This is a genomic window from Microcoleus vaginatus FACHB-2002 (assembly GCF_040004035.1).
Classification (GTDB): Bacteria; Cyanobacteriota; Cyanobacteriia; order Cyanobacteriales; family Microcoleaceae; genus Microcoleus; species Microcoleus vaginatus_C.
In genome coordinates, this window is sequence record NZ_JAMPLN010000018.1 from 79,042 (window position 1) to 105,776 (window position 26,735).

The window sequence follows — 26,735 nt, forward strand, 5'->3', positions numbered from 1 at the left end:
TCATTCCCTGGCGGTTTATTAGTGAGTAGGGACCTATTTTAGCTTCTCAAACTAACGCCGAATTTCTCTACTAAAACATCGCGAACTTTTTGTTGTGCCGGTTCGACATCGGTTTCGCTCAAAGTTCGATCGCCCGCGCGGTAAACTAACCGAAAAGCCAAACTCCGCTGTCCCGCCGGTACGTTGTCGCCCCGATATTCGTCAAACAGTTCCACGGAATCCAGCAAACTACCCGCCGCCTTTTTCATCGCACTCTGCATATCTACAACCGGAACTTCAACCGGTGCGAAAAATGCAATGTCTCTGTCAGAAGCGGGGAAACTCGAATAACCCGCAAACTTGCGAGTTAAGTTGTTCGATCGATTCAACGCTGCCAACAGCACCGCCAAATCTAATTGAAACACGTAAACCTGCTCCGGCAAATCCTTTTCTTGCTGCAATTGCGGGTGCAACTGTCCGAAAACTCCTAAATGTTTCCCGTTTAACGATAACGCAGCCGTCCGGCCCGGATGCAAGCGTGTATTAGAGGAATCACTTTGATATTCCACCGACAAACCCAACTCTTGAAATGCGCTTTCCAAAATACCTTTTGCCTCAAACCAAGTCAAAGGTCGATCGCGCCCGGACTGCTGCCATTTCCACACAGTCGGATCGCCGCCGATAATCCCCGCAACTGCATCGGCTTCCTTCATGGCATCCCCATCTTTCCAGAAAATGCGGCCGACTTCAAAACCGTTTAGCGCCCCATTTCCCTGTTCCAAATTGTACTGGAAAGCATCAATCAAACCCGACAGCATTTCTGTCCGCAAAGCCGAATACTCCACAAACAGCGGATTCGCCAGCACAACCTGATTGTCTCCCTCAGTTTTCACCAAAGAATAGTGCATCAACTCCGTCAACCCGGCCGCCCGAAAAGCCGATCGCACATTCCGAATTGCCGCATATTCCGGCGACAGATAACCGGGTTCCGTTTTGCTGGGCAAAGTATCGCAGAAATTGTCATAACCGTGGAGTCTGGCAACTTCTTCAATTAAGTCAATTTCCCTTTCTAAATCGCGGTAGCGGTAAGGAGGAACAGTTATCGCAAACACCCGTTCTTTTTCCGTTGGAACAACTTCGCATCCCAAGGCTATGAGAATGTTTTTCACCTCTTCCGGTTCCAGATATTTAGAACCGCCAGTTTCCCCTCTTTTCAACTGCCCCAAAACCAGATTTACTCGATCTAGACGCAATTCGAGCGATCGCGAAAAACTCAAATCGTCGCCAGAACTCGCCGTTTTCTGCACAGTCGCAGCGCCTCCAGCCAACTCCAAAATTAGGGCGACAGCGCGGTTGCAAGCCGTCGTCAATGCCGCCTGATTCACCCCCCGTTCGTAGCGGATCGATGCCTCGCTACGCAAGCCTTGAGCGCGCGCAGAACGGCGAATCGTTGCCTGGTCAAAAATCGCTGCTTCCAAAACTAAATTTTGCGTTCCTTCGTGAACTTCCGTGTCTTCGCCACCCATTACCCCAGCTAAGGCAACAGGTTTGTCGCTAGCAGTAATTAACAGATTTTGTGCTTGCAAATTGCGGTTTTGTCCGTCCAAAGTTTTGAAGGATTCCCCTGTTTTGGCAAAGCGGACGCCGATGCTGATATCTTGAGTACCCGTGAAAGATTGCAGGCGATCGCGATCGAAAGCGTGCAGCGGTTGTCCCCATTCCAATAAAATGTAATTAGTCACGTCCACCACATTATTAATCGGCCGCACTCCCGCCGCCTGCAACCGCTGCTGCAACCAAGCTGGAGAAGCAGCAATTTTCACACCTTCAATTGCCGTGCCGATGTAAATCGGGCAGCCTTGCGCTTCCGATATTTCTACTGCCAAACCAGGACTTTCTTTGCCCTCAATCGCCACACCATTCGCTTCGGGAACTCTCAAACTCGCCCCAGTCAGCGCCGCCACTTCCCGCGCTACGCCCACCATGCTCAAAGCGTCAGCACGGTTGGCAGTTGCTGTCAAATCTAAAATCACGTCATCTAAACCCAAAAGTGGGCGAATATCGCTGCCCAATTTGGGATTTTCTAACTCAAAAATGTGAATGCCGGCTGACTCTTTAGATAGTCCCAATTCTGCCAGAGAGCAAATCATTCCTTCGGAAGGAACGCCCCGCAATTTAGCAGGTTTAATCTTTAAATCAATAGTCGATAAATAAGTTCCGACAACAGCGACAGGCACGTAAATGTCTGCCCTAGCGTTCGGTGCGCCGCAAACAATATTCAAAGCTTCTGAGGAGCCGACATCCACTTGACAAACTCTCAATTTGTCTGCATTCGGATGCTGTTCGCAGGCGATGATTTTGCCCAAAACTACGCCGCTTGCCCACGGGCGGCGGTCTTCGATTTCTTCGACTTCAAAGCCTGCCATTGTCAGGGTTTCGGCTAATTCTTCCGGCGATATCGCCACATCCACCAATTCCTGCAGCCACTTTAGAGAAATACGCATAATTTAGTCAGTAGTTAGTTGTCAGTGCTCTGTAGTTATTAGTCATTAGTCGGCGCCTACGGGCTACGACTTTTGAGTCCCAGAATTTATTCGGGAAAGCTTTTCTTAGCATACTAATTCAATTTTGTCAAGACTGTTATGGTATACATCAGCAAAAACTAGGGATCTGCCCAAAGGTGGATGGCTACGGAGGGATGAGTAGCATTCTCATTCAGATAATGAGGTATGCTAGATACATCTAACAACGCAAAAAGCACTTAAGTTTAGAAAGACTTTACACAAAAAAGCACAACTTTAGCAAGTCTTTAAACTATCTTCAAGGATAATCAACCGAAAAAACTCAAACCAGCGAGATAATCAAAATAGGGAAAAGATATCGGCCTAAAAGACTTAGGTGCAATTCCAATTCGCAATCGAAGGCACGGCTTGCCGAAAACTGATAGATTAGTATGTCTACCAGAAGCAGGAACAGGCCATTTGTGCAGTCGAGCGACGCTGACAAGATCAGAACAACATAGGCAAACTCAATCAATATGAGCTACTGCGTAAATCCGGGCTGTCCCCATCCTCAAAATCCTGCTGACTCTATTCTTCAGTGTCAGACTTGCGGTGCGCGGTTATTGCTGCGCGCTCGCTACCGAGTCATTGAACCGTTAGGACAAGGAGGTTTTGGAGCTACATTTCTGGCAAAAGACATCTCATTGCCCGGTCAACCGAGTTGTGTAGTCAAGCAACTGCGACCCAGTAGTTCGTCGCCGCGAGTTTTAGAAATGGCGCGGGAATTATTCAAGCGAGAGGCCAAAACCCTCGGCCAACTGGGCGACCACCCCCAAGTACCGAGGCTGCTAGACTATTTTGAAACGGAACAGCAATTTTACTTAGTTCAAGAGTATGTTAAAGGCTCGACTTTGAAGCAAGAAGTCAAGCACTCAGGCCGTTTCAACGAATCGGATGTTAAAAATTTTCTATTAGAAATTCTGCCAGTAGTGCAATATATCCACAGCCAAGGAGTAATTCACCGAGACATCAAACCGGCAAATATTATTCGCCGAGTTCAAGACGGCCACTTAGTTCTGATTGATTTCGGAGCGGTAAAAGACCAAGTTAGCCAAACAATATTATTAGACCCCGCCGACCAAAGCGCCAACACGAAATTTTCAGTTGGCACATTTAGTTTTGCTCCCCCGGAACAAATGGCGCTGCGGCCGATATTTGCCAGCGACATCTACGCGGTGGGCATGACTTGCTTGTACTTGCTGACAGGAAAATCGCCCAAGGATTTAGATTTTGATGGAGTAACCGGCGAAATTGTTTGGCAGCCACACGTTCAGGTAAGCCCAAATTTTGCGCGGATTCTCGAAAAAATGCTCAAGCCGATGGTTGGGCACCGCTTCCAATCGGCAGCAGATGTCCTCAGAGCTCTCTCTGGCCAATTTGAAGACCCAAGTCTGATGGATGGCTTGGCAACTCAATTCAACGGCTCTTCTCGTACAGTTGAAGAACCGACAATATTTAATGACGAGGGTTCTTCGTGGTCACGGCCTGAGAGCAAAATTAATCAAGATTTACGATCGAACCAAAGCCGCACTGGTAGAACTTCCTTCAGCCAATCCGGGAACACGGGGATGCAGCCGAGAGTTTCCCGAACTCTGGCTGAGTCCGGCAGAACTTTGGGAACCGTTGGACCTTCTAGCGGCAATTTAGCAGCGTCAAAGCTATCGAAAGTTGCTCCTAAGTGGGACACGAACAGCTTGCGAGCGGCATATTTTAAAGGCAAGCGCGATTTTGCTGACTGCGAACTGTCTGGCCTGCAACTGCAAAAAGCGCAGTTAGCGGGGGGGAATTTTTATCAGGCTAGGTTGGTGAAGGCAAATTTGCAAGCAGCGGATTTGTCGGGGGCGAATTTGGGTCACGCCCGATTAATTCAGGCGAATTTGCGAGATGCTAATTTGACTGAGGCTTATTGCAGCACTGCCAATTTTGAAGGGGCGGATTTCCGAGGTGCTGACTTGACGGGGGCTTATTTGACTAAGGCGAATTTGCGGGGAGCAAATTTGTGCGGGGCGAATCTTACGAACGCTACAGTTTCTGAGGAACAACTGGCAATGGCAAAGACCAATTGGCTTACGATTAAGCCGGATGGTAAGCGGAGTTTTGGATTTTAATAGAAGGAAGAAGGAAGAAGGAAGAAGGAAGAAGAAAAAATGCTCCTACTCTCCCACTCTTCCAGTCGTCCACTCTCCCCACTTCCCACTCCCCCAGTCAGGTGAGTCGTCAGGAGGAAGTTCGATCGCCCCAAAGCCGCCTAAATTAAAAACTAGGAATGGAGGATTCGATCGCACCTAAACATGAAACTGCTCAACCCCCGCACTCGAACGCTTCTGTACACCGGCATCCTGGCCCTGGCCTACTTTGTTACCGGAAAACTCGCAGCGTCGATGCTGGGACTGGTGCAAGCCGAACCCTCCCCCGTGTGGCCGCCCGCCGGTATTGCTCTAGCGGCACTGCTACTGCAAGGGCGACGGATGTGGCCGGGAATTGTCCTCGGTTCAGTGCTGTTAAACTCTACCGCCGGTATACCGTCGGCTGTCATTACCACATCGGCCTTTAGCGTCACCCTGCAAGCGCTGGCTGGAGAGGCTTTGCTGAGGGAGAGCGGATTTTCTACCAAACTCGATCGATTGCGAGATGTTCTGGCTTTAGTGGCGGGCGCTGTCATCGGGTCTACTTTGGTCGGTTCTATCCTCGGCAACTTGGGAACCTGCATTTTTGGTTGGGCTCAGTGGAGCAATTTCTCTCGCAACTGGTGGACTACGTGGCTCGGAGACGGCATGGGAATTTTGATTGTGACGCCCGTTCTGCTGACTTTGAACCACGCCGTTAATAGTTTTAAATCTCCACTAAAACTGAGATGTTTTATTATTCTCAATTACTTGTTTAGGAACAGGCAAGATGCCTGTTCCACAAGAGATGAATTTGATTGTGGAACAGGCAAGATGCCTGTTCTTGAAAATCGTGTAAAAGGTAAGATTAAACCTGGAATTATTTCAAATTTAAAAGCCTTTTTTAACTGGGACAATTACCAATCCCCAGTTACAAATTATTCAAGCGAATTTTCTGCAAGTGAAAAACGCTATAATCTTCTATTTTTAATTGTTAATTATTCAGAAATAGCGCTCTGGCTGACTCTCTTGCTGAGCGTGAGCTGGCTGTTTTTTTGCTCTAAAATACAGGCGGATATCGCTCAGTATCCGCTAGAGTATCTGCCTTTTCCTCTAATAGTTTGGGCTGCCCTGCGGTTTCAACCGGCGGGAGCGATTTTTGCTTATTCGATCGTGTCTTACATCGCGATTTGGGGAGCAGTACAGGGAGGCGGCCCGTTTTTGGCCAAAAGCGATAATCTCAAACAGGCGGTTTTATTTTTACAAGCTTTTACCGGTACGATCGCCCTTGTGGCTCTGATGTTGGCCGCCGCCGTAGCAGAACGCCAGCAAGCGCTGGTGGAGGTGCGCCGCACGGCCGCCATACTGCGCGATCGCGAAGCTAGTTTAGCCAACGCTCAGCGCATCGCTCAGTTGGGAAATTGGGATTTAAATTGCGCCGCCCTCACAGCAACTGACAACTCCGAAGAATCCGCAGAAGATCGTATATCCCATATCGAATTGCGGTGGTCAAACGAACTTTACCGCCTCTTGGGTTTTGCTCCGGGAACTGTCAAACCCACACCAGAAGTTTTTTTGCAGGCTGTACATCCAGAAGACCGAGAATTGGTGGCGCGATCGCAGCGCCAAGCTATGTTTGAGCGCACACCCTATTGCATTAACTACCGAATTGTGCTAGCAGACGGCTCCGAACGCACTGTCTGCGAACAGTCGGCCATTCAATCAGGGGCGATCGCCGCCACAGTCCAAGACGTTACCGAACGCCACCGCGCGGAAACCGCTTTGCGGGCGTCCTCCGATCGCGATCGCTTGCTCTCCGAAATCGCCCTGCGAATTCGCAACTCCCTCGACCTCGAAGAAATTCTCAACACTACTGTTGCCGAAGTCCGGCAATTTTTCAAGGCAGACCGCGCTTTCATCGGTATTGTGGACGCGGACGGGGTAAATCTTCCTAGCCCGGTATACGGTAAGGTTGTGGCCGAGTCTGTGGATGCTCAATGCCGTTCTCTTTTGGGGTGGGTACTCGCTGACGAGAATCACCTCGAAAGCCAGAAAACTTTTTATGCTAACAACCGCGTCCGAACTATCTCCGATACTGCTAGCGTTCAACTCAGCGTTCCAATTGCCCAATTGTACAGCGACTATCAAATTCGCGCGACGTTAAATGTGCCGATCGTCCTGGGCGATGAATTGTTCGGGATCTTGGCCGTCAACCAGTGCTCCGGACCCCGCCAGTGGCAGGAATTTGAAATAGATTTGTTGGAAAAACTCGCTACCCAAGTGGCTATCGCTCTCCAGCAAGCCCAACTTTTGCAGCAGGTAAAAGCTCTCAATGCCAACTTGGAATCTCAAGTCGAGGAACGCACCCGCCAACTACAGCAAAAAATGCACGAGTTGGAAGAAAGCAACCGCCTCAAAGACCTATTTTTGCACGCAGTTTCTCACAATCTCCGCACTCCAGTTATGGGAATGTTAATACTGCTGAAAAATTTGCTCAACAAATCGGCCTCTGATTCTCTACAAGATGTTCCGGTTTCTCGATCGATTTTGCAGCGCATCGTTCAAGCCAGCGAACACCAGTTGACTATGGTTAATTCCCTGCTCGACGCTCATGCTAGCGAGGTTAAAGGTATTGTTCTCAATACTGTACCGCTAGATTTGCAGTCTTTAGCTTCAGCCCTTGTTGCCGATTTAGAACCGATGCTAGCCAAAAATCAAGCAACTTTAACTCAGGAAATACCAGTGGATTTGCCACAAGTCAAGGCCGACAGCAAACACTTGCAGCGGGTGCTAGAAAATCTGTTGACTAATGCTATTAAACACAATCCTCCGGGAGTCAATATAACTTTTAAAGCCGAGGTAATTGCTGTTGAAACAGCGCTAAGTTATGAAGAAAATTCCCAGGTTTTAACATCTCAAACTACTCAGCTCGCTCGCTGTATCGCTAACCGGATATCTACTGCGGGCGATCGTCCTCGGATAGGCGAGACAACCCAGAAAAATCAGGAAACCCTGGCCAAATTTAACCTCGACGGCAGTTGCAAAATGCCCCGCTATCAGGGCCAAATTGGCAATATCGGCAGCAAATTGCCCGGAGTCACCGTAAAAATGGTTCGCTGTACTGTAACAGATAATGGAGTGGGAATCAGCGCCAAACAGCGGGAATCTCTATTTGAACTTTACGTTCACGACCCTAATAGCCGACAATTAACAGGGCTGGGTTTGGGCTTGTACCTCTCCAAGCAAATTATCAAAGCTCACGGCGGCGAAATTGGCGTCGAAAGCACTCCCGGCGGTGGTTCGACTTTCTGGTTTTCGCTACCTGCTGTCAACTCGGACGATCGATCTTTGTCTATCTAAAATCTAAAATCTAAAATCTAAAATGGTATGAACTCTTTGGGCAAGGCAAAATCAGTTCAGGCGTTAACGGTTTACGAGGTGTGGCGCGATCGCTTCCTCCGAGATCGGCTGCGCCCTGCTGTCGGAATTGCCATCTTTTTTGCCTTCACAATAACGGTCTATTTTCTGGGCGAAAGATTCTTCGCTCGCGAGGAGTTTGAAAGTGTTTATTTGTACACGAGCGCTGCTGTAGAATTGGGTTTGTTGACCTGTTTTGTGTTGCAAAAAACCTCCTTCGGACAGCGCTATCCCGGTTTGCTATTTTTGGGTTTTTCGTGGTCGCTGACGGTAATTGTACAGCTTGGGTTAGCTGTCGCACAAGCCGGGGACGTACCAATTTTTACCTGGAGTTTAGCGTTTCTGATCCAAGCTACGCTGATGCCCGTCCGCTGGCGTCTCCACCTGATTTCTCAACTCGGCGTTTTGTGTTGCCACGTCGGGATAAATTTGGTTTTAAATCTAAGTTTTGCTAAGTATACTCCTTTTAAGTTGACCGGGTTTTACTTATATTTGTTTTGGTTTTGTTTGATTTGCGATTTGTCGGTTTATTGGTACGAATGTCTGCAACGGAAAGAGTTTAGTACCAGGCGGGAGTTGGAATCTGCTTACCAGCAGTTGGAGGTGGCGGAGGCGAAGTACCGCAGCATTTTTGAGAATGCCGGCGAGGGAATTTTTCAAAGCACTCCCGACGGCCGCTACATTACTGCAAATCCCGCTTTGGCGCGGATTTACGGCTGCGATTCCCCGGAAGAAGTGACGGCAAAGTTTACTGATATTGAGCGGCAGTTGTACGTCGAGCCGGCTCGCAGAAATGAGTTTTTGCGAGCGATCGAGGAAAGCGGCACAGTATCGGATTTTGAATCTAAAATTTACCGCTGTGACGGCAGTATTGTCTGGATTTCTGAGAAAGCGCGGGCTGTACGGGACAGCAGCGGCGCCGTGCTTTATTATGAGGGTTTAATTGAGGATATCACCCAGCGCAAACAGGCCCAAGAATCGCTGCGGATGTTTATCCACGCTCTTTCTCACGACTTGCGAAACCCGGTGGCGGGAATGTTAATGGTGCTGAAAAATTGGCAGACGAAAACCGGGGATTCGATCGCAATTCCCCGTTCTATTTTGGAGCGCATGATTCAAGGTAGCGAGCAGCAATTGCGCTTGATAAATTCGCTGTTGGAAGTTCACGCCGGGGAATTGCGCGGTTTGGTTCTGCACTGCGAATCGGTTGATTTGAGGGCGGTAGTGGAAGCGGCTGCGACAGATTTGGAGCCTTTAATGAATGAGGGTAAAGCTACTTTTAAAAATTTGGTGCCGGATGATTTGCCAGCCGTGAAGGCTGACAAGACTCAGTTATGGCGCGTCTTATCTAATTTAATTGCTAATGCTTTGAAACACAATAGGCCGGGACTAAATTTAACAGTTTCGGCTCAAGTAATCAAGGCGGATAAATTAAGTATAAATCAAAGCACAGCAAAACAAGACATCGACAAATTACCGCTTACCAATCCACAATCCCCAATTACCAATTTCCCATCCCCCATCCCCAATTCCCCAAGTAGCATGATTTACTGTACCGTTGAAGATGACGGGGTGGGTATATTGCCGGAACAGTGCGAACATCTTTTTGACCTTTACGTTAGGGGCGATCGATCCCGACACTCGGTTGGTTTGGGTTTGGGTCTCTATCTTTGTCGGCAAATTATTGGTGCTCACGGCGGCCAAATTGGGGTAATTAGCACTCCCGGTGCTGGGGCAAGTTTTTGGTTTACTTTGCCGCTGGCTGAGAATTTCCGGTAATTTTTTTGTATTTTAAATTACATTTAATCTAGCAATCGTGCCAGATATTTAGAACGTTATTAATTGCTGAAACCCTTGCGAAATATGCTCTTCCTTCTGCCTGCGGCTATACTTTTGTTGGGCCGTCGCAAGTGCTTTTTGAGTGGTTCAAGCCAAATCTGTCGATCGGACTATTTCGATCGGACTATTGATATTAATTTAAAAGCGTGGTATACTTCCCCAAAGTTTTTAAATGAAAAATAAATTTTCGATCTTCACATTTTCTTTAGAAACATCATTTAATCTAGAAAATCTATAAAACTAGATAAAAAATATGCAATTTATGTTTATCGAGCAAAGCTCAGGAAATACAGCTAAAGACAATGCAGCTAAGTACGACTCAGCTAAATATAACGAGCGGTCGTTCTCAACTTTAATGCGGGCGCTCCGTCTTTCCCAAGGTTACTTTTCTTTCGTTTTAGTCCACTGCAACTCGCTAACTTTGCGGCAGCAAATAGTCGATCGGCTGCAAGCAAATTGTCCCGTGAAACCGCGACAACTGTTTTTGCCCAAATCGGCGACAACTCTCTACAGGACAATCGCAGCAGAAATAGACGGCGAAAAGCCTCCAGCTTTAATGCTCCTCGGTTTGGAATCAGTGGAGCCGATCGATAGATTGCTCGTTTCTACCAACCTATTATGCAGCGAATTCAGCAAAACATTTTCGTTTCCCCTCGTCTTTTGGGTGACTGATGATCTCCTGAGAAAAATCATTCGCACCGCCCCGGATTTATACAATCGGATGACGACAATTAGATTCATCAGTAATTAGTAATCAGCCCATCGATTTTAGATTTTTAACAGTCAACAGCCAACAGTCAACAGTCATCAGTCATCAGTCATTACTCAACTGTTAAATTCCGCTTCCCAAATCAAGACTAATTCTCGCGCCGCCGCAGTTCCCTCAGCAGGAAAACCCGCCAAAAAGTCTTTATCCGCCCCCACGTCGTAAGGCCCTTCCTTAAACTCCAAAATCACAGTATCCTGTGTCAAAGCTACTAACGTGTGAATAGTGCCCTCTGGCAGTTCGACAGCGCGAGTCGGGCCGGCCGCGCTGACTCGCAAGGAGCGCAGGATTTGACCGTTTTCGTTCAAAATAACAATACCGACTTCGCCTTGAATCACCACAAAAAACTCAAAACCGTTAACTGCAGGCGGGCGCAGGTGTTGGTGAGGGCGGACGTAAGTGCCTGGTTGCAGCACGTTGACAAATCGCTGCACTTTTTCAGACAAATCATGGAAATTGTAGTTTTGTCGCTGGCGGGGACTGCGGCGGGAGGAAGCGGCAACTTCGTCTAGCAATTCTTGCGTCAGCAATTTGATCGGAGGGGACTGCACAACAGATATCCTGTATTTAATAGTTTATGAACAAATGGGCTAGTCTGGGATCATCGTTATCAGCATCTCTTGACACATGGAAATCGCAACTCAGGTGCGTATCACTAAGGCAATGCGTTTGTCAAGTATCTTTAGAAAAAGTATTAGCCCGATCGCCCTTTCAACTATTCTAGTCTGCGCCAGTAGCGTTTCTGCCTCGGAACCGAGGCCGGCACTGTTGGTTCAGCAGCAATTCTCACAGCAGCCACTTAAAGAAGAAATTCGCGATCGAGTTCAAGAAGAAGTTGACATTGCTTTTGGGCGCACGGCGGTACTGCTGAACGGGCTGATATTTGCCCTAACTTTGTTTCCGACAGCAGCCGGAGTCGGGGTTTGGTTTCTGTTGAGCAAATTGTCCAAGCAGACAACAATTGCCCGCCAAGAAATAGAAAGTCTCCATTACGATACAATCTCTCAATTAAAACTATTAATTTCGGACGCTGAAACTATCTTAGGCGAAATTCAACACCAAAGTCACCCGGCAGAGGCAGAAACAGACCTTTTATTCCCCGATGCCCAAATTCAAGAATTTGCTCCGGTTAACTATGGCAATTACCAACAGTTATTGACGGCCGGCGACTATGCTAAACAGGGAGATGCTTGTTTCTTTGAAAACCGTTATCAAGATGCGATCGCAGCTTACGATCGGGCCCTGCAAATTCAGCCGGATTTAGCCGATACTTGGAATAACCGAGGAGTAGTGCTCACAAGAATGCAGCGGTATCCAGAGGCGATCGCCTCTTACGAACAAGCTACTACAATTCGCCCCAATTATCCCGATGCTTGGAACAATCGAGGTGTGGTATTGTTGGAGTTGCAGAAGTACCAGGAGGCGATCGGCTGTTACGAACAGGCAATTCAAGCCAAACCCGATTATGCCGATGCTTGGAACAACCGAGGCGTTGCTTTTTCCAAAATGCAGGAGTACGAACAAGCAGTAATTTCTTACAATCAAGCCCTACAAATTAAAAATGATTATACTGACGCTTGGAACAATCGAGGCGTTGCACTCTCCAAATTGCAAAAATACGAAGCTGCGATCGCTTCCTACGACAATGCTGCTAAAATTCGGCCTGATTTTTACAGAATTTGGTATAATAAAGCCCGATGTTATGCCCTACAAGGTAAAATTGAATTAGCAATTGAAAATTTAAAGCGCGCCCTCAATCTCAATCCGAATGTGTGTAAAGAGTTGGCAAAAAGTGAAGCTGATTTAGAAAAAATTCGCGAACACGACGCATTTAAGCAGTTGATTAATTGAGGGGAACTAAGTAGATGAATGGGAAAATACATACAGTGTATTCCAGGTTTATGAAGTGTAGGGACAAAGGTTTTCGCCTTTTCCCTACGGGGATAGAACGATAGGCGGGGGTACTTCATAAACATAGAATCTGGTTTCAGTAGTCAAAAGCGAGTGAAACGAAGCTATTGGCTTTCGGTTCTGGCAGTTGTACATTCGGTTATACAGCAAGGTTTATTGGTGCCTACCTACTTACTTCTGTTTGATTACTACCAAAGTAATGTCATCAAATACTTTTTGCTCCCCGATGTATCGCCGCACGTCGTCAATAACAGCTTGCTTGATTTCTGTTGCTGGCTGTTTCCTGTTAAGGACAACAACTTCAATCAAGGGTTCGATACCGTATTGAGCTTGATTCATATCAAAAGCTTCGGTAATTCCATCTGTATAGAGTACGACAACATCCCCCGACTTCAATTGTATTTCAGTAGTAGCAATGAAATCGGCAATATCTGGTTCTAAGGCGATGGGAAAGCCTAACTCCATGGTATCAATCCGCTCTACTTCGCCGCTGGAACGCACGACAATCACCTCTTCGTGCTGTCCGCTCAAACGCAGGATGTTGTTCCCCCGATATTCCAGCAAAGAAAGGCTCATATTTTTACCGCAATCCATGCGCTCTACGTTGTCAAAAAGCGTTTGGTTGACTGTCTGCAATAATTTAACTGGGTCGGTTTCCTTGTGAACCAGCAAAGTGCGAATTGCTGTTTGCGCCATAATCATTAACACGCCGCTTTCTAAACCGTGTCCTGTCACGTCGCCGATGCCAATTGTGGCTTTACCGCCGTGATTTAGTACGTCGTAGTAGTCACCGCCAACTTCATCAGCAGGTTCCATGAATGCAGCAATTTCTAGCCCTGCAATTGACTCTAATTCCTGCTGTTGAGGCAAAATCATTTGTTGCAGGCGGCGGGTTACGTCTAGTTCGGCACTCATGCGAAGGTTTTCTACTTTTAGCCGTTCGTTCAAAACCAATATTTCTCTATTAGCTTGGGCTAATTGTGCGGTGCGTTCTTCTACTTTTTGTTCTAGGGTTTGATAAAGTTGAGCATTTTCTAGGGAAATAGCAGCTTGGGAAGATAGGAGTTTTAAAACTTCTATTCGCGCTGGGGTGAATACTTTTTCTGCTAGATTATTTTCTAAATAAACTATGCCCATGAAGCGACCTTGATTGATGATGGGAGTACAGAGTATGGATTTGGTTTGATGGGCAACAATATAGGGATCTGCAGCAAACATTGCCTCGGTGGTAGCATTGTTTAAGACGGCAGGTTTTTTTGTTCTTTCTACATAGTTGATGACGCTGATGGGGAGGATTTCGTGGAGGGGCAGATGGGGGATTTGTGAGAGGGTGATGTTGTCGCCTTCGACTTGTCCGACGGCTTCTATGGTGAATGTTTTTGAGTGTTTGAGTAGCAAATATCCGGTTTGTGCGCCGGCATTTTCTATGGCGATTTTGATTAGTTTTGCTAGCAACTCGCTGAGGACTATTTCACTGGAGATGGCTTGGGCGGCTTTGAAGACGGAGGCTAGGTCAAATCCTTCGGAATTGCTGCTACTGGTGATGATGGTGGCTAAGGTGAGGCTGGTTTCTGCGGGTTTTTGAGCGTTGATTTTGGCGAAGAATTGCGGATATCGGGTTTCTAAGTCTTTGACTTTGGCTTTGGCTCCCCAGCGGATGTAGCAGTAGTATGCTTCTAGTAGGAAGAAGCGGGCCATGTTTTCTTGGCCGCGAGTTAGGTGAAATTCGCCGGTGAGTTCGTTGGCGAGGGCTTCTTCTTGGGTGTATTGTTGTTCTCTGGCCCCGGTGATGGCCGCATCGTAGAGGGTGATGGCTGCGGGGTAGTCTCCTAAAATTCTCGCTTTTTCTGCTTCTACTAACTCGTATTTGTGTTGGTAGTTGGCGGGGCAATTGTTAGCCCAATGTCTCATTGTTTGTTGATTGGTGGCTACTTGTTCGAGATATTCTCTCTGTTCGGTTTCGCTGACGTGGGGATATTGAGCTAGGAGGCTAAGGGAGTAGTAAAAGTTGAGTTGGGCTGTCACCAGCATCCCTCGAACAGGTCCTTTATATTTATCTGCTTGTCGAGCATTCTCAACTGCGGTTTCCCGTTCTTTAAATAAATAAGATAGAAAAGTTTTAAGAGCATATAGAAACAAAAGGGAATAATAGTTATTTATTTGCAATGCAGCTTGGATAGCCTCTCTTTCATTATACTCATCGCCAGTTAACTGAGTTGGTCTATTCGATTTATCTAGTAAGTTTAAAAGGAATTGTCTGTACAGATTGATAGATTCAATCGAATAAAACTGCTTGAGTTTACTAATTAAAGATAGATACTGTTGGCTCTTAACTTCAAGGGACTCTAAATCATTTCCACCAAAAAAATCATGGTAACTATAGTTGATTATTGCATAGCAGGCATACTCTAAATTTCCGGTTTCCAACCCACTATTAACAGCATCTTGCAAAGGTTCTATGGTTTCTCTAACATGGTCTTTCCAGTGGCGAATAAATGAATTAAAGAAATGTTGTACAAACACTGTAATATTTTTGGCATTAAATTTATCCAATAATCTTAAAGATAGTTGACCAAATCTATATCCTGAATCAATATCTCCACCAACAGTTAAAAAGACACCATAATTAACGTATACGCCAGCAGCTAAAGGAGGATTGCCATAAGTTAGGCAGAGATCCACCATTGCAAATAAAAGCCTAGACAGTAAGGCGGGGTTCGTAATATAAGCAGCAGAAGTAACTGTTAAAAGAATCCGAATTGCAGCAAACTGATAAGGATCGTTCATTTCGGGAAGGTCTGCTAAATCCTCAATTTGTTTATTCTCTTCTGCCAGTTTTGTAGCAATTGCCTGAATCAAAATTATGGGATCTTCTGACATTTGAAACAGCGATATTTCTAATTTTTCAAGCACTTCTACCCCTGTCTCTATGGCTTCTGAGAGCCTGTATTGAGAAATATAAGACTGAATTTTTACCTCGTAAACTTTCACTCTGTCTAAAAGCGTTTTTCCCTCTTGCAGCACAACTTCTAAAAGCTGTTCCGCCCGTGCAAAATTACCGTTTAAATATTCAGCTTCTACGGTTTCCACATAGATAGGCAGCGTCAAGTCATAATCACTCTGCCAACTATCGGCAGCCAGCAGTCCCAAACTGATCTTAAAATAATTAACCGCCGCTTCAAAGGCTGCGGATGCTTTAGCTTTTTGACCTGCAATCAAGTTAAGTTCTGCTAACAGGTTTTTGTCTGACTGGGTGGCTAGTAGGGGTGATTCTTCTGTGGTTGTCTCTATACCAAAATTCAATTGATTAACCAGGGCAAAAATATTGTTTTTGCGCTCTTCGGCTGTGGTATTTTGCAGCAGCAATTGACCGATTTGAAAGTGAGTTGATTTTTTCTCGGTTTCGGGAATCAAAGAATAGGCAGATTGCTGCACTCTGTCGTGCAAGAATTTGTAATCTACTTTCACATCTTGCAGCCGCACTGATTCAGATTCCGACTCAGCAAATACCAAGGGAATTTTGTAGGCTTCGGAGAGGGGCAAAATCAAACCCGCCTGAAGCGCTGGCCACAACTGTGCCCCGGATACTAATTCTGATGCTTGGTTGACAATGGCTAACACATCTAAGTTGAAAGTGTTGCCAATACAAGCGGCAAGTTTTAAGGCTTTCTGAGTAACCTCTGGTAGCTTTTGAATGTTTCTAGCAATGAGTTCGACCACGTTTAAATCGGTAATACCAATGGCTTGTATTGCCTCAATATCCCATTGCCATTTATCGCTGCTGGCTTCATAATGCAGCAGGCTTTCCAAGGCAAGGGTTTTCAGCAGTTGGGTTAAAAAGAAAGGGTTGCCTTGGGTTTTGCTAAACAGGAGTTCGCAAAAGGATTGAATGCGTTTTGTGGCTGCGGATTCATTGAGAGTATCGGCAATCAGTTGGCTAACATGATTTAGCGCTAAAGGTTGGACGGTGATGTTGTTGAGATTTGCCCCCGACTCGCGGATTTTTTCTAAGGTTTGAATTAAAGGGTGAGTGGGGTTGACTTCGTTATCGCGATAGGCTCCAATGATTAACAAATATTGGCTATCGGAGTCACTCATCAGCAGTTGCATCAGTTTCAGGGAGGCTGAATCTGCCCACTGCAAGTCATCTAAAAAAATGACAACGGGGTGCTGTGGCTGGCAAAAGACTTTGAGGAATTGTTGAAAAACTCGATTGAAGCGGTTTTGTGATTCTGTTGGCCCTAATTGCGGTACTTCTGGCTGGGGACCGATAATGAATTCAACTTCGGGGATGACATCAATAATGACTTGGGCATTGGGGATCAGCGCATCTAAGAGTTGATGTTTCCAACTGGCAATTTCGGCGGCATTTTCTGTGAGTAATTGGTTGATTAAGGCTTGAAAAGCTGTGATGATGGCTGAGTAGGGAATGTTACGGTTAAATTGGTCAAATTTGCCGGAAATGAAATAACCCCGCTGGCGAACAATGGGTTTGTGAACTTCGTTGACGATGGCGGTTTTGCCAATGCCCGAATAACCGGATACTAGGATCATTTCGGCATGGCTTTGATCCCCCCCGGCCCCCCTTAAAAAGGGGGGGGTAAGAGAGGGTTCTTCTTGTTCTAAAGCCCCCTTACTAAGGGGGTTGGGGGATCTCATTGGGGGGGCGACAGAGGATTCTTGTGAAGCATAGCTTTGATCCCCCCCGGCCCCCCTTGATAAGGGGGGGGTAAGAGTGGATGCTTCTTGTTCTAAAGCCCCCTTAGTAAGGAGGGTGGGGGTTATAGAGGAGTGGCTAATTCTTTCAAAAGCGGCTAATAATTCTATTACTTCCTGTTCGCGACCGTAAAGTTTTTGTGGTATCAGTAATTGGCTACCTTTGTCGCGGGTAGCAATGGCAAAAGGCGCTATTGTTCCGGTAGCCAGGAACTGATTTAAACAAGTTTTTAAGTCAAATTTTAATCCCGCTGCGGTTTGATATCTCTCTTCGGCATTTTTCGCTAAGAGTTTCATTACGATATCGGAAATAACTTGAGGAATTTCTCTAATTTCACCAAGTGGTAAAGGGTGTTTAGCTAAATGACAATGTATTAACTCCATCGGATCGACCGTAGAAAAAGGTAACTGACCCGCCAGCATTTCGTATAAAGTGACTCCTAAAGAATAATAGTCGGTTCGGTAATCTACCGAGCGGTTCATTCGCCCCGTTTGTTCTGGGGAGAGATAGGCGAGAGTACCAGCCAGTTCCGAGGGATTGCTAACAGCTTGATTCTCTTGTTGCAGGCGGGAAGAAATGCTAAAGTCAGTGAGTTTAACTGCACCTGTGGCAGAGTTAATAATAATATTTCCCGGTTTAATATCTTTGTGAATAATCGAATGGCGGTGCAAGTAATCTAAGGAATCTATTAAGACAATGGCAATTCTCAGAACTTCTGTTACAGGTAAGGTTTGGTTAGTAAGTAACAGGTCGAGGGATGAGCCGCCAAAATATTCTAAGATCAGGGCAAAGCTGTTACGATAGTTTTCTAGGCTATAGACTTTCGTGATGCTGGGACAGTCTAGGGGTTGGGCAATTTTGTATTCATTTTTGAGACGGGTAACTTCTTCCAGAGTGGGGTACTCGGATTTGATAAGTTTGACGATAACGGGTTGCTGGTCTGCTTCGCGGTAGCCTCGATAAACCAAACTTTTTACGCCGCTGTGAATTTCTTGTACAATGCGATATCCGTTAAGTCCGAGCATAGTCCCTGCGCTAGTTGGTATTGTACTTGTTAGTGATATTAACCTATCGGGAGTGAAAACCACTGTATCATCAAGAAAATCCGTAAAAATTCACATTTTGCACCACGATCAAAAAGCTGTAGGGGCGGGTTCGCCAACAATATATAACGATAACCAACAATCTAAATAAACCCGCCCAACCCCACCAATCGCCCACATCAACCAGAAATTTGCATCGAATATTACAATGTGGATGATGATTGTTCGTTGGGTGGGGCGGGTTTTCGAGATTGTTTGTTTTTGGCGATTATGGTTGGCGAACCCGCCCCTACAGCATTTAGGATGATACAATTCCCAGTCAAAGGCAAATGATATTATTTCTCTTTCTCAAAAAAGGGCGATCGCCAGCTTCCTAGACTTTGAAGTGTTGGGCTTTGCCGACTGTAAGCTAGGGCTCGGTCAGTAGTTGAGTTGTGGCGCGAGAGTTTAGAGAACGCCTCTGCTATAGAATAATAGCAAAATCAATTACCTCCCACAAAAGCGAGCTCGGAGAAAATTATGGCATTTCCGCAGGATTGGAGAAGCGCTGAAGCTGAAATATCTCGGTTCATTGCTCAGTCATGGTTAAACCCTGAGCTGTACAATAACTTGCTCACTCGACCCACCGCTACCCTCCGGGAGGCTGGATTAATTGAAGACTTCGTAGAAGTCCGCATCAATCAGAGTCCCGATGCAGTTCCCGTCCTTCAAGGTACTTCAGGGGAGACGGTGATTTATGTCCTCCCCCTGCCTCCTCGGCCAGATGATCTGGTAGAGGAACCCATTCGTGCTTGGCTGGCTGGAGATATAGAACCTGGCAATCTCAAAAAGTCATCTTGCTAGGTTGCCACCTAAAGTCCGTTTAGCTTCTCCCAGGCTGCACCCGTAGCTTGCCAGTTTTTCGGCCCCGCTTGTCTAGTCGCAGCGGGGCCGCTTCAGGAGATTTAGCTGTAGTAAATAGACGTTATTTTTCCCAACCTACTTCCGTTATTTTTGGGCTCGTATCTGAATTATAGGGCTGCGGCGGGTTTATATAATTTGTTAATAATTATCCCATATCACCGCGAACCCGCCCCGGCTTTTATCTGACGCTAAAATCCATCCAAAAATTATATTAAACACCCTTCAGGATGCTCTACCAACCAAAGTTTAAAAATTGCTTCACCGTCGAAATCATCAAATCGGTGGGAGTATTCCTGATCTCCGAGTCAGATTCCTTCGTCCTCTCAGGCCACCTTTACGAACTATTAACCCCCTTAATTAACGGTAACAACACCGCCGACGAAATCGTCAATCAACTGCGAGGTCAAGCCTCACCGCCAGAAATTTACTATACCCTAGCCCTGCTAGAAAAACAAGGCCACCTGATCGAAAACGACACCTCCCTCCCCGAAGAAACCGCCGCCTTCTACACCCTTTTAAACATCTCCCCCCAACAAGCCACATCGCGCCTACAATCCCTGAAAGTTGCCGTCATTTCCTACAGCCAAATTCCAGCAGAAACTTGCATTAGCGCCCTAGAAACCCTCGGCATTCAAACCTCGGCCACCGCAGATATCACCGTCATCCTAGCCGACGATTACCTGCAACCCGAACTGGGCGAATTCAACCAAAAAGCCCTTCAAACAGGCAACCCTTGGCTACTCGTCAAACCTACAAGTTCCACAATTGCGATCGGCCCAATTTTCCACCCCGAAACCACGGCCTGCTGGGAATGTCTCGCCCAACGCCTGAGAGCAAATCGCCCCACCCAAAGCTTCATCCAGCGTCAAAAAAACTCCTCAAAACCCTTATTAAATCCCCCATCTTACCTACCTTCCACCCTACAAATAAGCTTAAATTTAGCCGCCACAGAACTAGCCAAATGGATTGTCCAAGGGGACAATAAAACCTTAGAAAATACAATAATTACCTTTGACACCAAAACCCTCAAAACCACCAATCACACCATAACTAAACGCCCCCAATGCCCCGAATGCGGTCAACTTCCGCCCCAAGAAATCCAGCCCTTTGTCCTCCAAAGCCAGAAAAAAACCTTTACCGCCGATGGCGGACATCGCGGCTTTTCCCCAACCGAAACCCTGCAAAAATTTGACAGCCAAATCAGTCCCATAACCGGAGTTGTGCGCGGTTTACTCAAAGTTCCCCAAACAACCAATGCTTTAACACCGAACTACTTAGCCGGCCACAATTTCGCTACGATGTTCGATGACTTGTACTTCCTTAAAGAAAACTTACGCGGCAGAAGTGCCGGCAAAGGCAAAACCGACGAACAAGCCAAAGCCAGCGCCTTGGGAGAAGCCATTGAGAGATATTCCGGCGTATTTCAAGGCGACGAAATCCGAAAAAAAGGCAGCTATCAAACAATGGGAGAAGCCGCCATTCACCCCAATGATTGCATAGGATTTAGTGAAGCGCAATATAGCACTCGCCACGAATGGAATAAAACCTGTAAAAACTTCTTTCAAAGAGTCCCCGAACCCTTCGATACCAGCCGAGAAATTGACTGGACACCAATTTGGTCATTAACTCATCAACGAGTCAAATATTTACCCACAGCTTACTGTTATTACGGCTATCCCAAACCCGAAAAACCCGACTGTTGGGCGGACTCCAACGGTAGCGCCGCCGGCTATACCAAAGAAGAGGCAATTTTGCAAGGATTTATGGAATTAGTCGAGCGAGATAGCGTTGCCTTGTGGTGGTACAATCGAGTTAAAGTCCCCGCCGTTGATTTAGATAGCTTTAACGATTCCTACATTCAAGAACTCAGAAACTATTATCAAAGTATAGAGCGAAGTCTCTGGGTTTTAGACCTCACCAGCGATTTTAACATCCCCGTTTTTGCCGCCCTTTCTCACCGCATCGACAGAGAAATCGAAGACATCATTTTTGGTTTTGGCGCACATTTTGACCCCCAAATTGCCCTGTCTCGCGCTTTAACAGAAGTCAATCAATCGTTACCATCAGTATTAACCTTTAACAGCGATGGTAGCACAAATTACGGCGTTTCCGACGGCCTCACCGTTGAGTGGTACAAAACCGCCACCCTAGAAAATAAATCTTATTTAACGCCCGATACTTCCCAACCTTTAAAATTACTATCTGACTATCCCCCCTTAGCCAGCGATGATTTAAAAGCCGACGTTGAAAAGTGCGTAAAAATAGCTGAAACATTAGGCTTAGAAACCTTTGTTTTAGATCAAACCCGGCCAGACATTGGCTTAAATGTCGTCAAAGTTATAGTACCAGGAATGCGGCACTTTTGGAAACGCTTAGCACCAGGGCGACTTTATGACATTCCCGTGAAATTAGGCTGGCTAGATGCACCAATCCCCGAACACCAAATCAACCCATTCCCGATATTCTTTTAAGATTAATTATGAGTGAAACCATCCCCCAAATCATCCTTTCTTTTAAGCCAGAAATTTCTATAATTGAGGATGCCGAAAAAGGCTTAATTTTAAAAGCCCCCTACATCGACTTTAACCTCAACAAACTCTCCCCCGGAATTGTCGCCGCGATTAAAGTTATTTCTACCGCAGGCGCAACCGAAACAGCCCTAACTCAACTGGTAGTTTCTACCGATGGCAGTTCCGCCCTCGCTAAATTCTACTACTACCTAGAACAATTTGTCATCCTGGGTTTAGTTTACCATACTTTAGAAATAGACGGCAGTGCGATCGCTACAGCCGTCCCCATAGCCACACCCTATAAATGGCAATTATTAGAGACAATTACTGATAATAACTATCAACTTTCACGCTTTGCCTATTGCCACTCAGAAAAATCCCATTTAGTTGTCGAATCCCCCCTTTCCAAAGCCAAAATTATCCTCGAAGACTGGCGCAGTGCAGCTTTAATCAACGAACTTTCGCAACCTAAAGCCATATCCGATTTAACCACAATTCCGGGAATTTCTGAAGCCACCGCCCGATTATTTCTCAGCTTTTTGTTAACTACTGAAGTGTTATCATCTGTTAACAACAATAGCAGCTTAGAACAAAGTGAAACTCTAACTCAATGGGAATTTCACGATTTATTATTTCACTCCCGCAGTCGCGGCGGCAGACATTCCAATCTGATTGGCAAAACCTTTCGATTTTTAGGAGAAATCGAACCCACACCCGTACTCAAAGCCAAACCATCTAACGAGATTATCAATCTGTATAAACCCGACATCGACAGTTTGAAACAAACAGATACACCTTTTACAGCAATTTTAGAATCAAGAAAGACAATTCGGCAACAGGGAGAAAAGCCGATTACTGTCGAACAATTAGGAGAATTTCTCTATCGTTCCGCGAGATTGCGCGAGATTGTCCCCAGAGATAACATGGATTGCAGCAATAGACCTTATCCAACCGGAGGCGCTTGCTACGATTTAGAAATTTATACTGCTATCAATTCCTGTGAAAATATTGAGGCTGGCTTGTATTATTATGCACCCCAAGAACACCAACTTTGTAAAATTTCTGGGAAAACCAAGCAGGTAGAAGCATTGCTAAAAAGTGCAGGATTGTCAGTACAGATAGAGGTAGAACCACAGATTTTAATTCTGCTATCCTCTCGGTTTTCGAGAGTAACTTGGGGCTATGAATCAATGGCATATAGCCTAATATTAAAGCACGTTGGGATTTTGTATCAAACGATGTATTTAGTGGCAACAGCAATGAATCTCGCGCCGTCGGGGGTGGGCGGGGGAAATTCCGAGTTATTTGCAGCAGCGGCGGGGTGCGATTATTTTGCCGAATCCTCAGTGGGAGAGTTTATCTTGGGGAGTCGGTGATTAGTTTCCATTGGTGTCAACTTAACGTCAAGCCATTAGTCCGAAAGGGGTTAAAACCCCTGTCTCAAAGCGAAAGTCTTCTCAAGAGGACTAATAGACATCTCCAAAAAAGCGAGTTTTGAACAGGCAAGATGCCTGTTCCACAAGAAATATGGTCGAGGTAAAATGAGTTTTTTAGTCCTCTTCAGAGGACTTTAGCTATTAGCCAGGGACTTAAGTCCCTGGCGGTCTGGGAAACAGTAAAATGAATTTTATGACCCCAAATCATAAGTGGGTGGCAACCATGCAGGCCGATTCAAGTTAAAGTTTTCCTCTAACATTAATTCTGCACTATTCAGCGCTCCTTGCACCCATCCTTGCATATTTGAATAGGCTTCGCCACAGACATAAACATTAGCACCATGAATCGGATGCCGCATCTGTTTCATCACTTCCCAGGGCTGACAGCGGGGGTTCCAAGAGTGCCACCCACCCCCGTAGGGATCTTTTTGCCAGTCGATATAAAGGGCGGTATAAGGTTCTGGAATATCTGCTAAATTGTGTAGGGCTTTGAGTTGTTGCTGGGCCGTCCGTACCATATCCTGAGAAGGAACTAAGGGGTCTGTCGTAATAGAACCATCACTTTTCTGAAAAGCTCTCAATTCCCGTGTTTCGCCTAGTTCTCCGCGAAAGGCGGGACGTTTTTCTGGCTCATCTGGATTATAGGCCATCGTTCGCCAGAAACCCGCAGCAATATTATCAGGAAACAGGCTTAATAATAGGGAGTTGTGATTGTTTGGATCGCCCCCTTGGGCGCTTTCTGTACCGAAGTAGTAACACTTTTGCATCGGCAAATCTGTAGCTGAAGTACCACCATGAATATCTAGTGCGTGCCACCAAGGATGATGATAACCGAGGAAAAGTTTGTAAGCGGGATCGCCGCTAACGGTTTGGATATTATCCTGAAAAGTTGAATTGCTAAATAGGAAATTCTGCTGATTTTCTACTGCCAACAGTTCTAGCGATCGCTTCGGCATTGCTAAAATCAGATGTTTCGCGAACAGGGGCGGGAGGGAATGGCCAGCGCGATCGACAAAATTTAACCTAATCAGCCCTTCAGTGGTGCGATCGAAGGTTTTTAAGCGATGATTTAGGCATACTTCCCCACCCTCTCTCTCAAATTCTGTCGCGAGGGTTTTCGGTAATGTTTGGTAGCCATCAGCCATCATGTACCAAGTATCGCTGTATGGAAGAGACATACTTGTTGCGATCGCACTAGCCGCATTCCAAGTACCCAAATCCGAATAGAAAAAGCCCGTATCCAAACAGAGATTGTAAGCCTCGTTGCTAATTTCCTTCAGCAACACTTCCCAAATACTCAAATCATACAAGTGTTGACCGTCAATTTTCAGCGTTTCGCGATCGCGCTTCCACTCCGGTGAAGCAAAATAAGCAGGAGTTAAATCTTTTCCTGGAATCGCCCGCCCAACAGCCAAATCGAACAATTCCTCATAATTTTTACCTGCTTCATCCGGCCGTAAATTATAAGGTACTTTATCCGGTTGATTAAATTCACTCATCAACAAATGCCGATCGCGAACATATGCCCGTACTCCCGGACTGCTAAAGTCAACAACCGTGGTCTTCAGGTTCAGCAACTTAATCAATTCCCAGACAATAGCCTGAGATTCCGTCACATACATCCCACCCAACTCAGCCTGAACATGAAGCATCCCCGGCATTGTCATTGATAGTAACCGACCACCAATGCGATCGCTCAATTCATAGAGACGAATCTTAGAAGATTTGTGATGAGATGCTAACCGCCAAGCAGCGTAGGCCCCAGAAACGCCACCACCCACAACTGCAACATCAATCATTTGATTTGGCTTAACTGCACTATTACTCATAAGTTCCTAGTAAAATTACACCTAAAAAAATACTTATCGATCAATCAGCGTCAGGACACTCCAAGAACCTATTAGCGTCTACTTAGCGTCAAATTACATAAATAGAAAAAACCCTCGTAATATAATCAGTCATTGGCAAATAGTGATTCACCTCAATTTGATATTGATTTTACGGCCTTGCATAATTTTGGGAGGACTCTTGTAGGGGGGACTCTTATAGCCACGCAGAAAAATAAGGGTTTTCAGCGTTAATAAAATTCAAAATCATCCCGCAAATATGCAACGCCTCACTTTCAACTACAAATATTTCTGCAACAACAAACCCATTTTCTCCTTAGTTGCCGCCGGCACTTGATCCAGCCGAGTCAGAATTGCATATTTCAAAGCTGAATGCGACTCGGAAACGGGGGGATTTTCTGTTAACCTGCGGACTGTTTCTTGAATGGCTTTTTGGGCATTTGCTGCATTGCGGTGCAAGTTTGCAACTACCATTTCTACAGTTACGCTGTCGTGATCCTCATGCCAGCAGTCGTAGTCTGTGACTAATGCTAAAGTTGCGTAGGCAATTTCTGCTTCTCTGGCTAATTTTGCTTCCGGCAAATTTGTCATTCCGATGACTGTCGCCCCCCAACTGCGGTAAAGGTGGGATTCTGCTTTTGTGGAAAATGCGGGGCCTTCCATGCAGACGTAGGTGCCGCCCCGGTGCAGGGTAACGTCGGGGAGGTTCAAGGATTCGATCGCACTTGCCAATACTTTAGCCAATTCGCCGCAAACCGGATCGCCGAAAGTGATGTGACCGACTATTCCTTCTCCAAAAAAGGTAGAAACTCGATTTTTTGTGCGATCGATAAACTGATCGGGCACTACCATATCTAAAGGTTTCGCCTCAGCTTTCAGAGAACCAACCGCCGACGCTGAGATTAAATACTCAACTCCCAAACTCTTCATTGCATAAATATTTGCCCGGTAAGGCACTTCTGAGGGCAAAAAAGTGTGGTTGCGGCCGTGTCTAGCCAGAAATGCTACTGGCGTACCGTCCAATGTTCCCACAATTGCGGCATCCGATGGCGCTCCAAAAGGTGTATCAATTTTCACCTCTTCAATATCTTTGAGGGCCTCCATTTTATACAAACCGCTGCCGCCGATAATTCCGATTTTTGCTTGTGCCATTTTTACCCTCTGCTGGAGTTTTACCACAGTGATTCTATCGGGCCATCGTTAAGTTGGGGTAAAGATAATTGAAGATTTCGTGACAGCAGTCACCCCACATACACTATTTTGTCACTAAATATATGTGATCTTAATCACAAAGTAGCTTCACAAAATCTTTAAAAATAAAGGTACATAGTTCTGTTACTTATTTTTAGCGTGTTAAGACCATGACAGTCAGCTCTGCTAACCTCCCCAAAATCTCGATCGAGGCGATAGTCCAGCGTATTTTTGCTTTTCGTCAAATTACCCCCCTTGACAGACGGCTGCTGAAGTCAGCAATGCTATCCGAGAAAGGTCTTAACGAAAAAGACCACTCTCACATCAACCGAGTGTGTCAGGGCATCCGCAACGGATTGATTTTAGTTGTAGAATAACTTCGCAGCACTATCTCTTGCTGACTCAAGAAGCTGTTTTAAAATTTGTGCTTGAGTCTGTATCGGCGGGAAGTGAGTTCGGGCGGTCTTTTACTATTTTTCGGCGCGCGAACCCTCGACATCACAAATAATA

General features: G+C 46.0%; 15 protein-coding genes. 10 read left to right on the plus strand and 5 right to left on the minus strand.

Features of this window, described 5'->3' with window-relative positions; translation table 11 throughout:
* Nucleotides 1-38: 38 nt before the first annotated feature.
* Nucleotides 39-2,483: a phenylalanine--tRNA ligase subunit beta gene (gene pheT / locus NDI35_RS16755; RefSeq protein WP_445313727.1), complete on the minus strand. Its 2,445-nt coding sequence runs from the start codon at nucleotides 2,481-2,483 to the stop codon at nucleotides 39-41.
* Nucleotides 2,484-3,016: 533 nt separating this feature from the next.
* Here pheT and NDI35_RS16760 point away from each other — a divergent pair.
* The 5 genes from NDI35_RS16760 to NDI35_RS16780 all read left to right on the plus strand — a co-directional run bounded on the left by NDI35_RS16760 (nucleotide 3,017) and on the right by NDI35_RS16780 (nucleotide 10,652).
* Nucleotides 3,017-4,648, plus strand: a complete 1,632-nt coding sequence (locus NDI35_RS16760; RefSeq protein WP_445313728.1) for a serine/threonine-protein kinase — start codon at nucleotides 3,017-3,019, stop codon at nucleotides 4,646-4,648.
* Nucleotides 4,623-4,829: a hypothetical protein gene (locus NDI35_RS16765; RefSeq protein ID WP_445313729.1), complete on the plus strand. Its 207-nt coding sequence runs from the start codon at nucleotides 4,623-4,625 to the stop codon at nucleotides 4,827-4,829. Before NDI35_RS16760 ends, NDI35_RS16765 begins: the two co-directional genes overlap by 26 nt.
* Nucleotides 4,830-4,831: 2 nt before the next feature.
* Nucleotides 4,832-8,005 carry a sensor histidine kinase gene (locus NDI35_RS16770; protein WP_445313730.1) on the plus strand — a complete coding sequence of 1,058 codons (3,174 nt, stop codon included), beginning with the start codon at nucleotides 4,832-4,834 and terminating at the stop codon, nucleotides 8,003-8,005.
* Between the two features lie 27 nt (nucleotides 8,006-8,032).
* Nucleotides 8,033-9,841, plus strand: coding sequence for a PAS domain-containing sensor histidine kinase (locus tag NDI35_RS16775; RefSeq protein ID WP_445313731.1), 1,809 nt, complete (start codon nucleotides 8,033-8,035; stop codon nucleotides 9,839-9,841).
* A gap of 313 nt (nucleotides 9,842-10,154) precedes the next feature.
* Nucleotides 10,155-10,652 carry a hypothetical protein gene (locus NDI35_RS16780; RefSeq protein WP_445313732.1) on the plus strand — a complete coding sequence of 166 codons (498 nt, stop codon included), beginning with the start codon at nucleotides 10,155-10,157 and terminating at the stop codon, nucleotides 10,650-10,652.
* 74 nt (nucleotides 10,653-10,726) lie between these two features.
* Here NDI35_RS16780 and NDI35_RS16785 read toward each other — a convergent pair whose 3' ends face one another.
* Complete coding sequence (locus tag NDI35_RS16785) at nucleotides 10,727-11,218, minus strand: WbuC family cupin fold metalloprotein (protein ID WP_333317918.1); 492 nt, start codon at nucleotides 11,216-11,218, stop codon at nucleotides 10,727-10,729.
* 76 nt (nucleotides 11,219-11,294) lie between these two features.
* Between NDI35_RS16785 and NDI35_RS16790 the strand changes: the two genes are divergently transcribed.
* Entirely contained in the window at nucleotides 11,295-12,518 is a 1,224-nt protein-coding gene (locus tag NDI35_RS16790; RefSeq protein WP_445313733.1) for a tetratricopeptide repeat protein, read from the plus strand.
* A gap of 231 nt (nucleotides 12,519-12,749) precedes the next feature.
* Here the strand turns inward: NDI35_RS16790 and NDI35_RS16795 are convergent, their stop codons facing one another.
* Nucleotides 12,750-18,320, minus strand: coding sequence for a protein kinase domain-containing protein (locus tag NDI35_RS16795; RefSeq protein WP_445313734.1), 5,571 nt, complete (start codon nucleotides 18,318-18,320; stop codon nucleotides 12,750-12,752).
* Between the two features lie 537 nt (nucleotides 18,321-18,857).
* Between NDI35_RS16795 and NDI35_RS16800 the strand changes: the two genes are divergently transcribed.
* From NDI35_RS16800 to NDI35_RS16810, 3 genes are all read left to right on the plus strand, one after another.
* Nucleotides 18,858-19,181: a hypothetical protein gene (locus NDI35_RS16800; RefSeq protein WP_445313735.1), complete on the plus strand. Its 324-nt coding sequence runs from the start codon at nucleotides 18,858-18,860 to the stop codon at nucleotides 19,179-19,181.
* Nucleotides 19,182-19,468: 287 nt separating this feature from the next.
* Nucleotides 19,469-21,712 carry a TOMM precursor leader peptide-binding protein gene (locus tag NDI35_RS16805; RefSeq protein WP_445313736.1) on the plus strand — a complete coding sequence of 748 codons (2,244 nt, stop codon included), beginning with the start codon at nucleotides 19,469-19,471 and terminating at the stop codon, nucleotides 21,710-21,712.
* An 8-nt stretch (nucleotides 21,713-21,720) separates the two neighbouring features.
* Entirely contained in the window at nucleotides 21,721-23,127 is a 1,407-nt protein-coding gene (locus tag NDI35_RS16810; RefSeq protein ID WP_445313737.1) for a SagB family peptide dehydrogenase, read from the plus strand.
* 251 nt (nucleotides 23,128-23,378) lie between these two features.
* On the opposite strand, the gene NDI35_RS16815 is transcribed toward NDI35_RS16810, so the two are convergent.
* Both NDI35_RS16815 and NDI35_RS16820 read right to left on the minus strand, forming a co-directional pair.
* A complete protein-coding gene (locus NDI35_RS16815) occupies nucleotides 23,379-25,016 on the minus strand; it encodes a flavin monoamine oxidase family protein (RefSeq protein WP_445313738.1) in 1,638 nt (545 codons plus the stop codon).
* A 297-nt stretch (nucleotides 25,017-25,313) separates the two neighbouring features.
* Complete coding sequence (locus NDI35_RS16820) at nucleotides 25,314-26,186, minus strand: S-methyl-5'-thioadenosine phosphorylase (protein ID WP_333076812.1); 873 nt, start codon at nucleotides 26,184-26,186, stop codon at nucleotides 25,314-25,316.
* A 209-nt stretch (nucleotides 26,187-26,395) separates the two neighbouring features.
* Here NDI35_RS16820 and NDI35_RS16825 point away from each other — a divergent pair, with 209 nt between their 5' ends.
* Nucleotides 26,396-26,602, plus strand: coding sequence for a hypothetical protein (locus tag NDI35_RS16825; RefSeq protein WP_445313739.1), 207 nt, complete (start codon nucleotides 26,396-26,398; stop codon nucleotides 26,600-26,602).
* Nucleotides 26,603-26,735 lie beyond the last annotated feature (133 nt).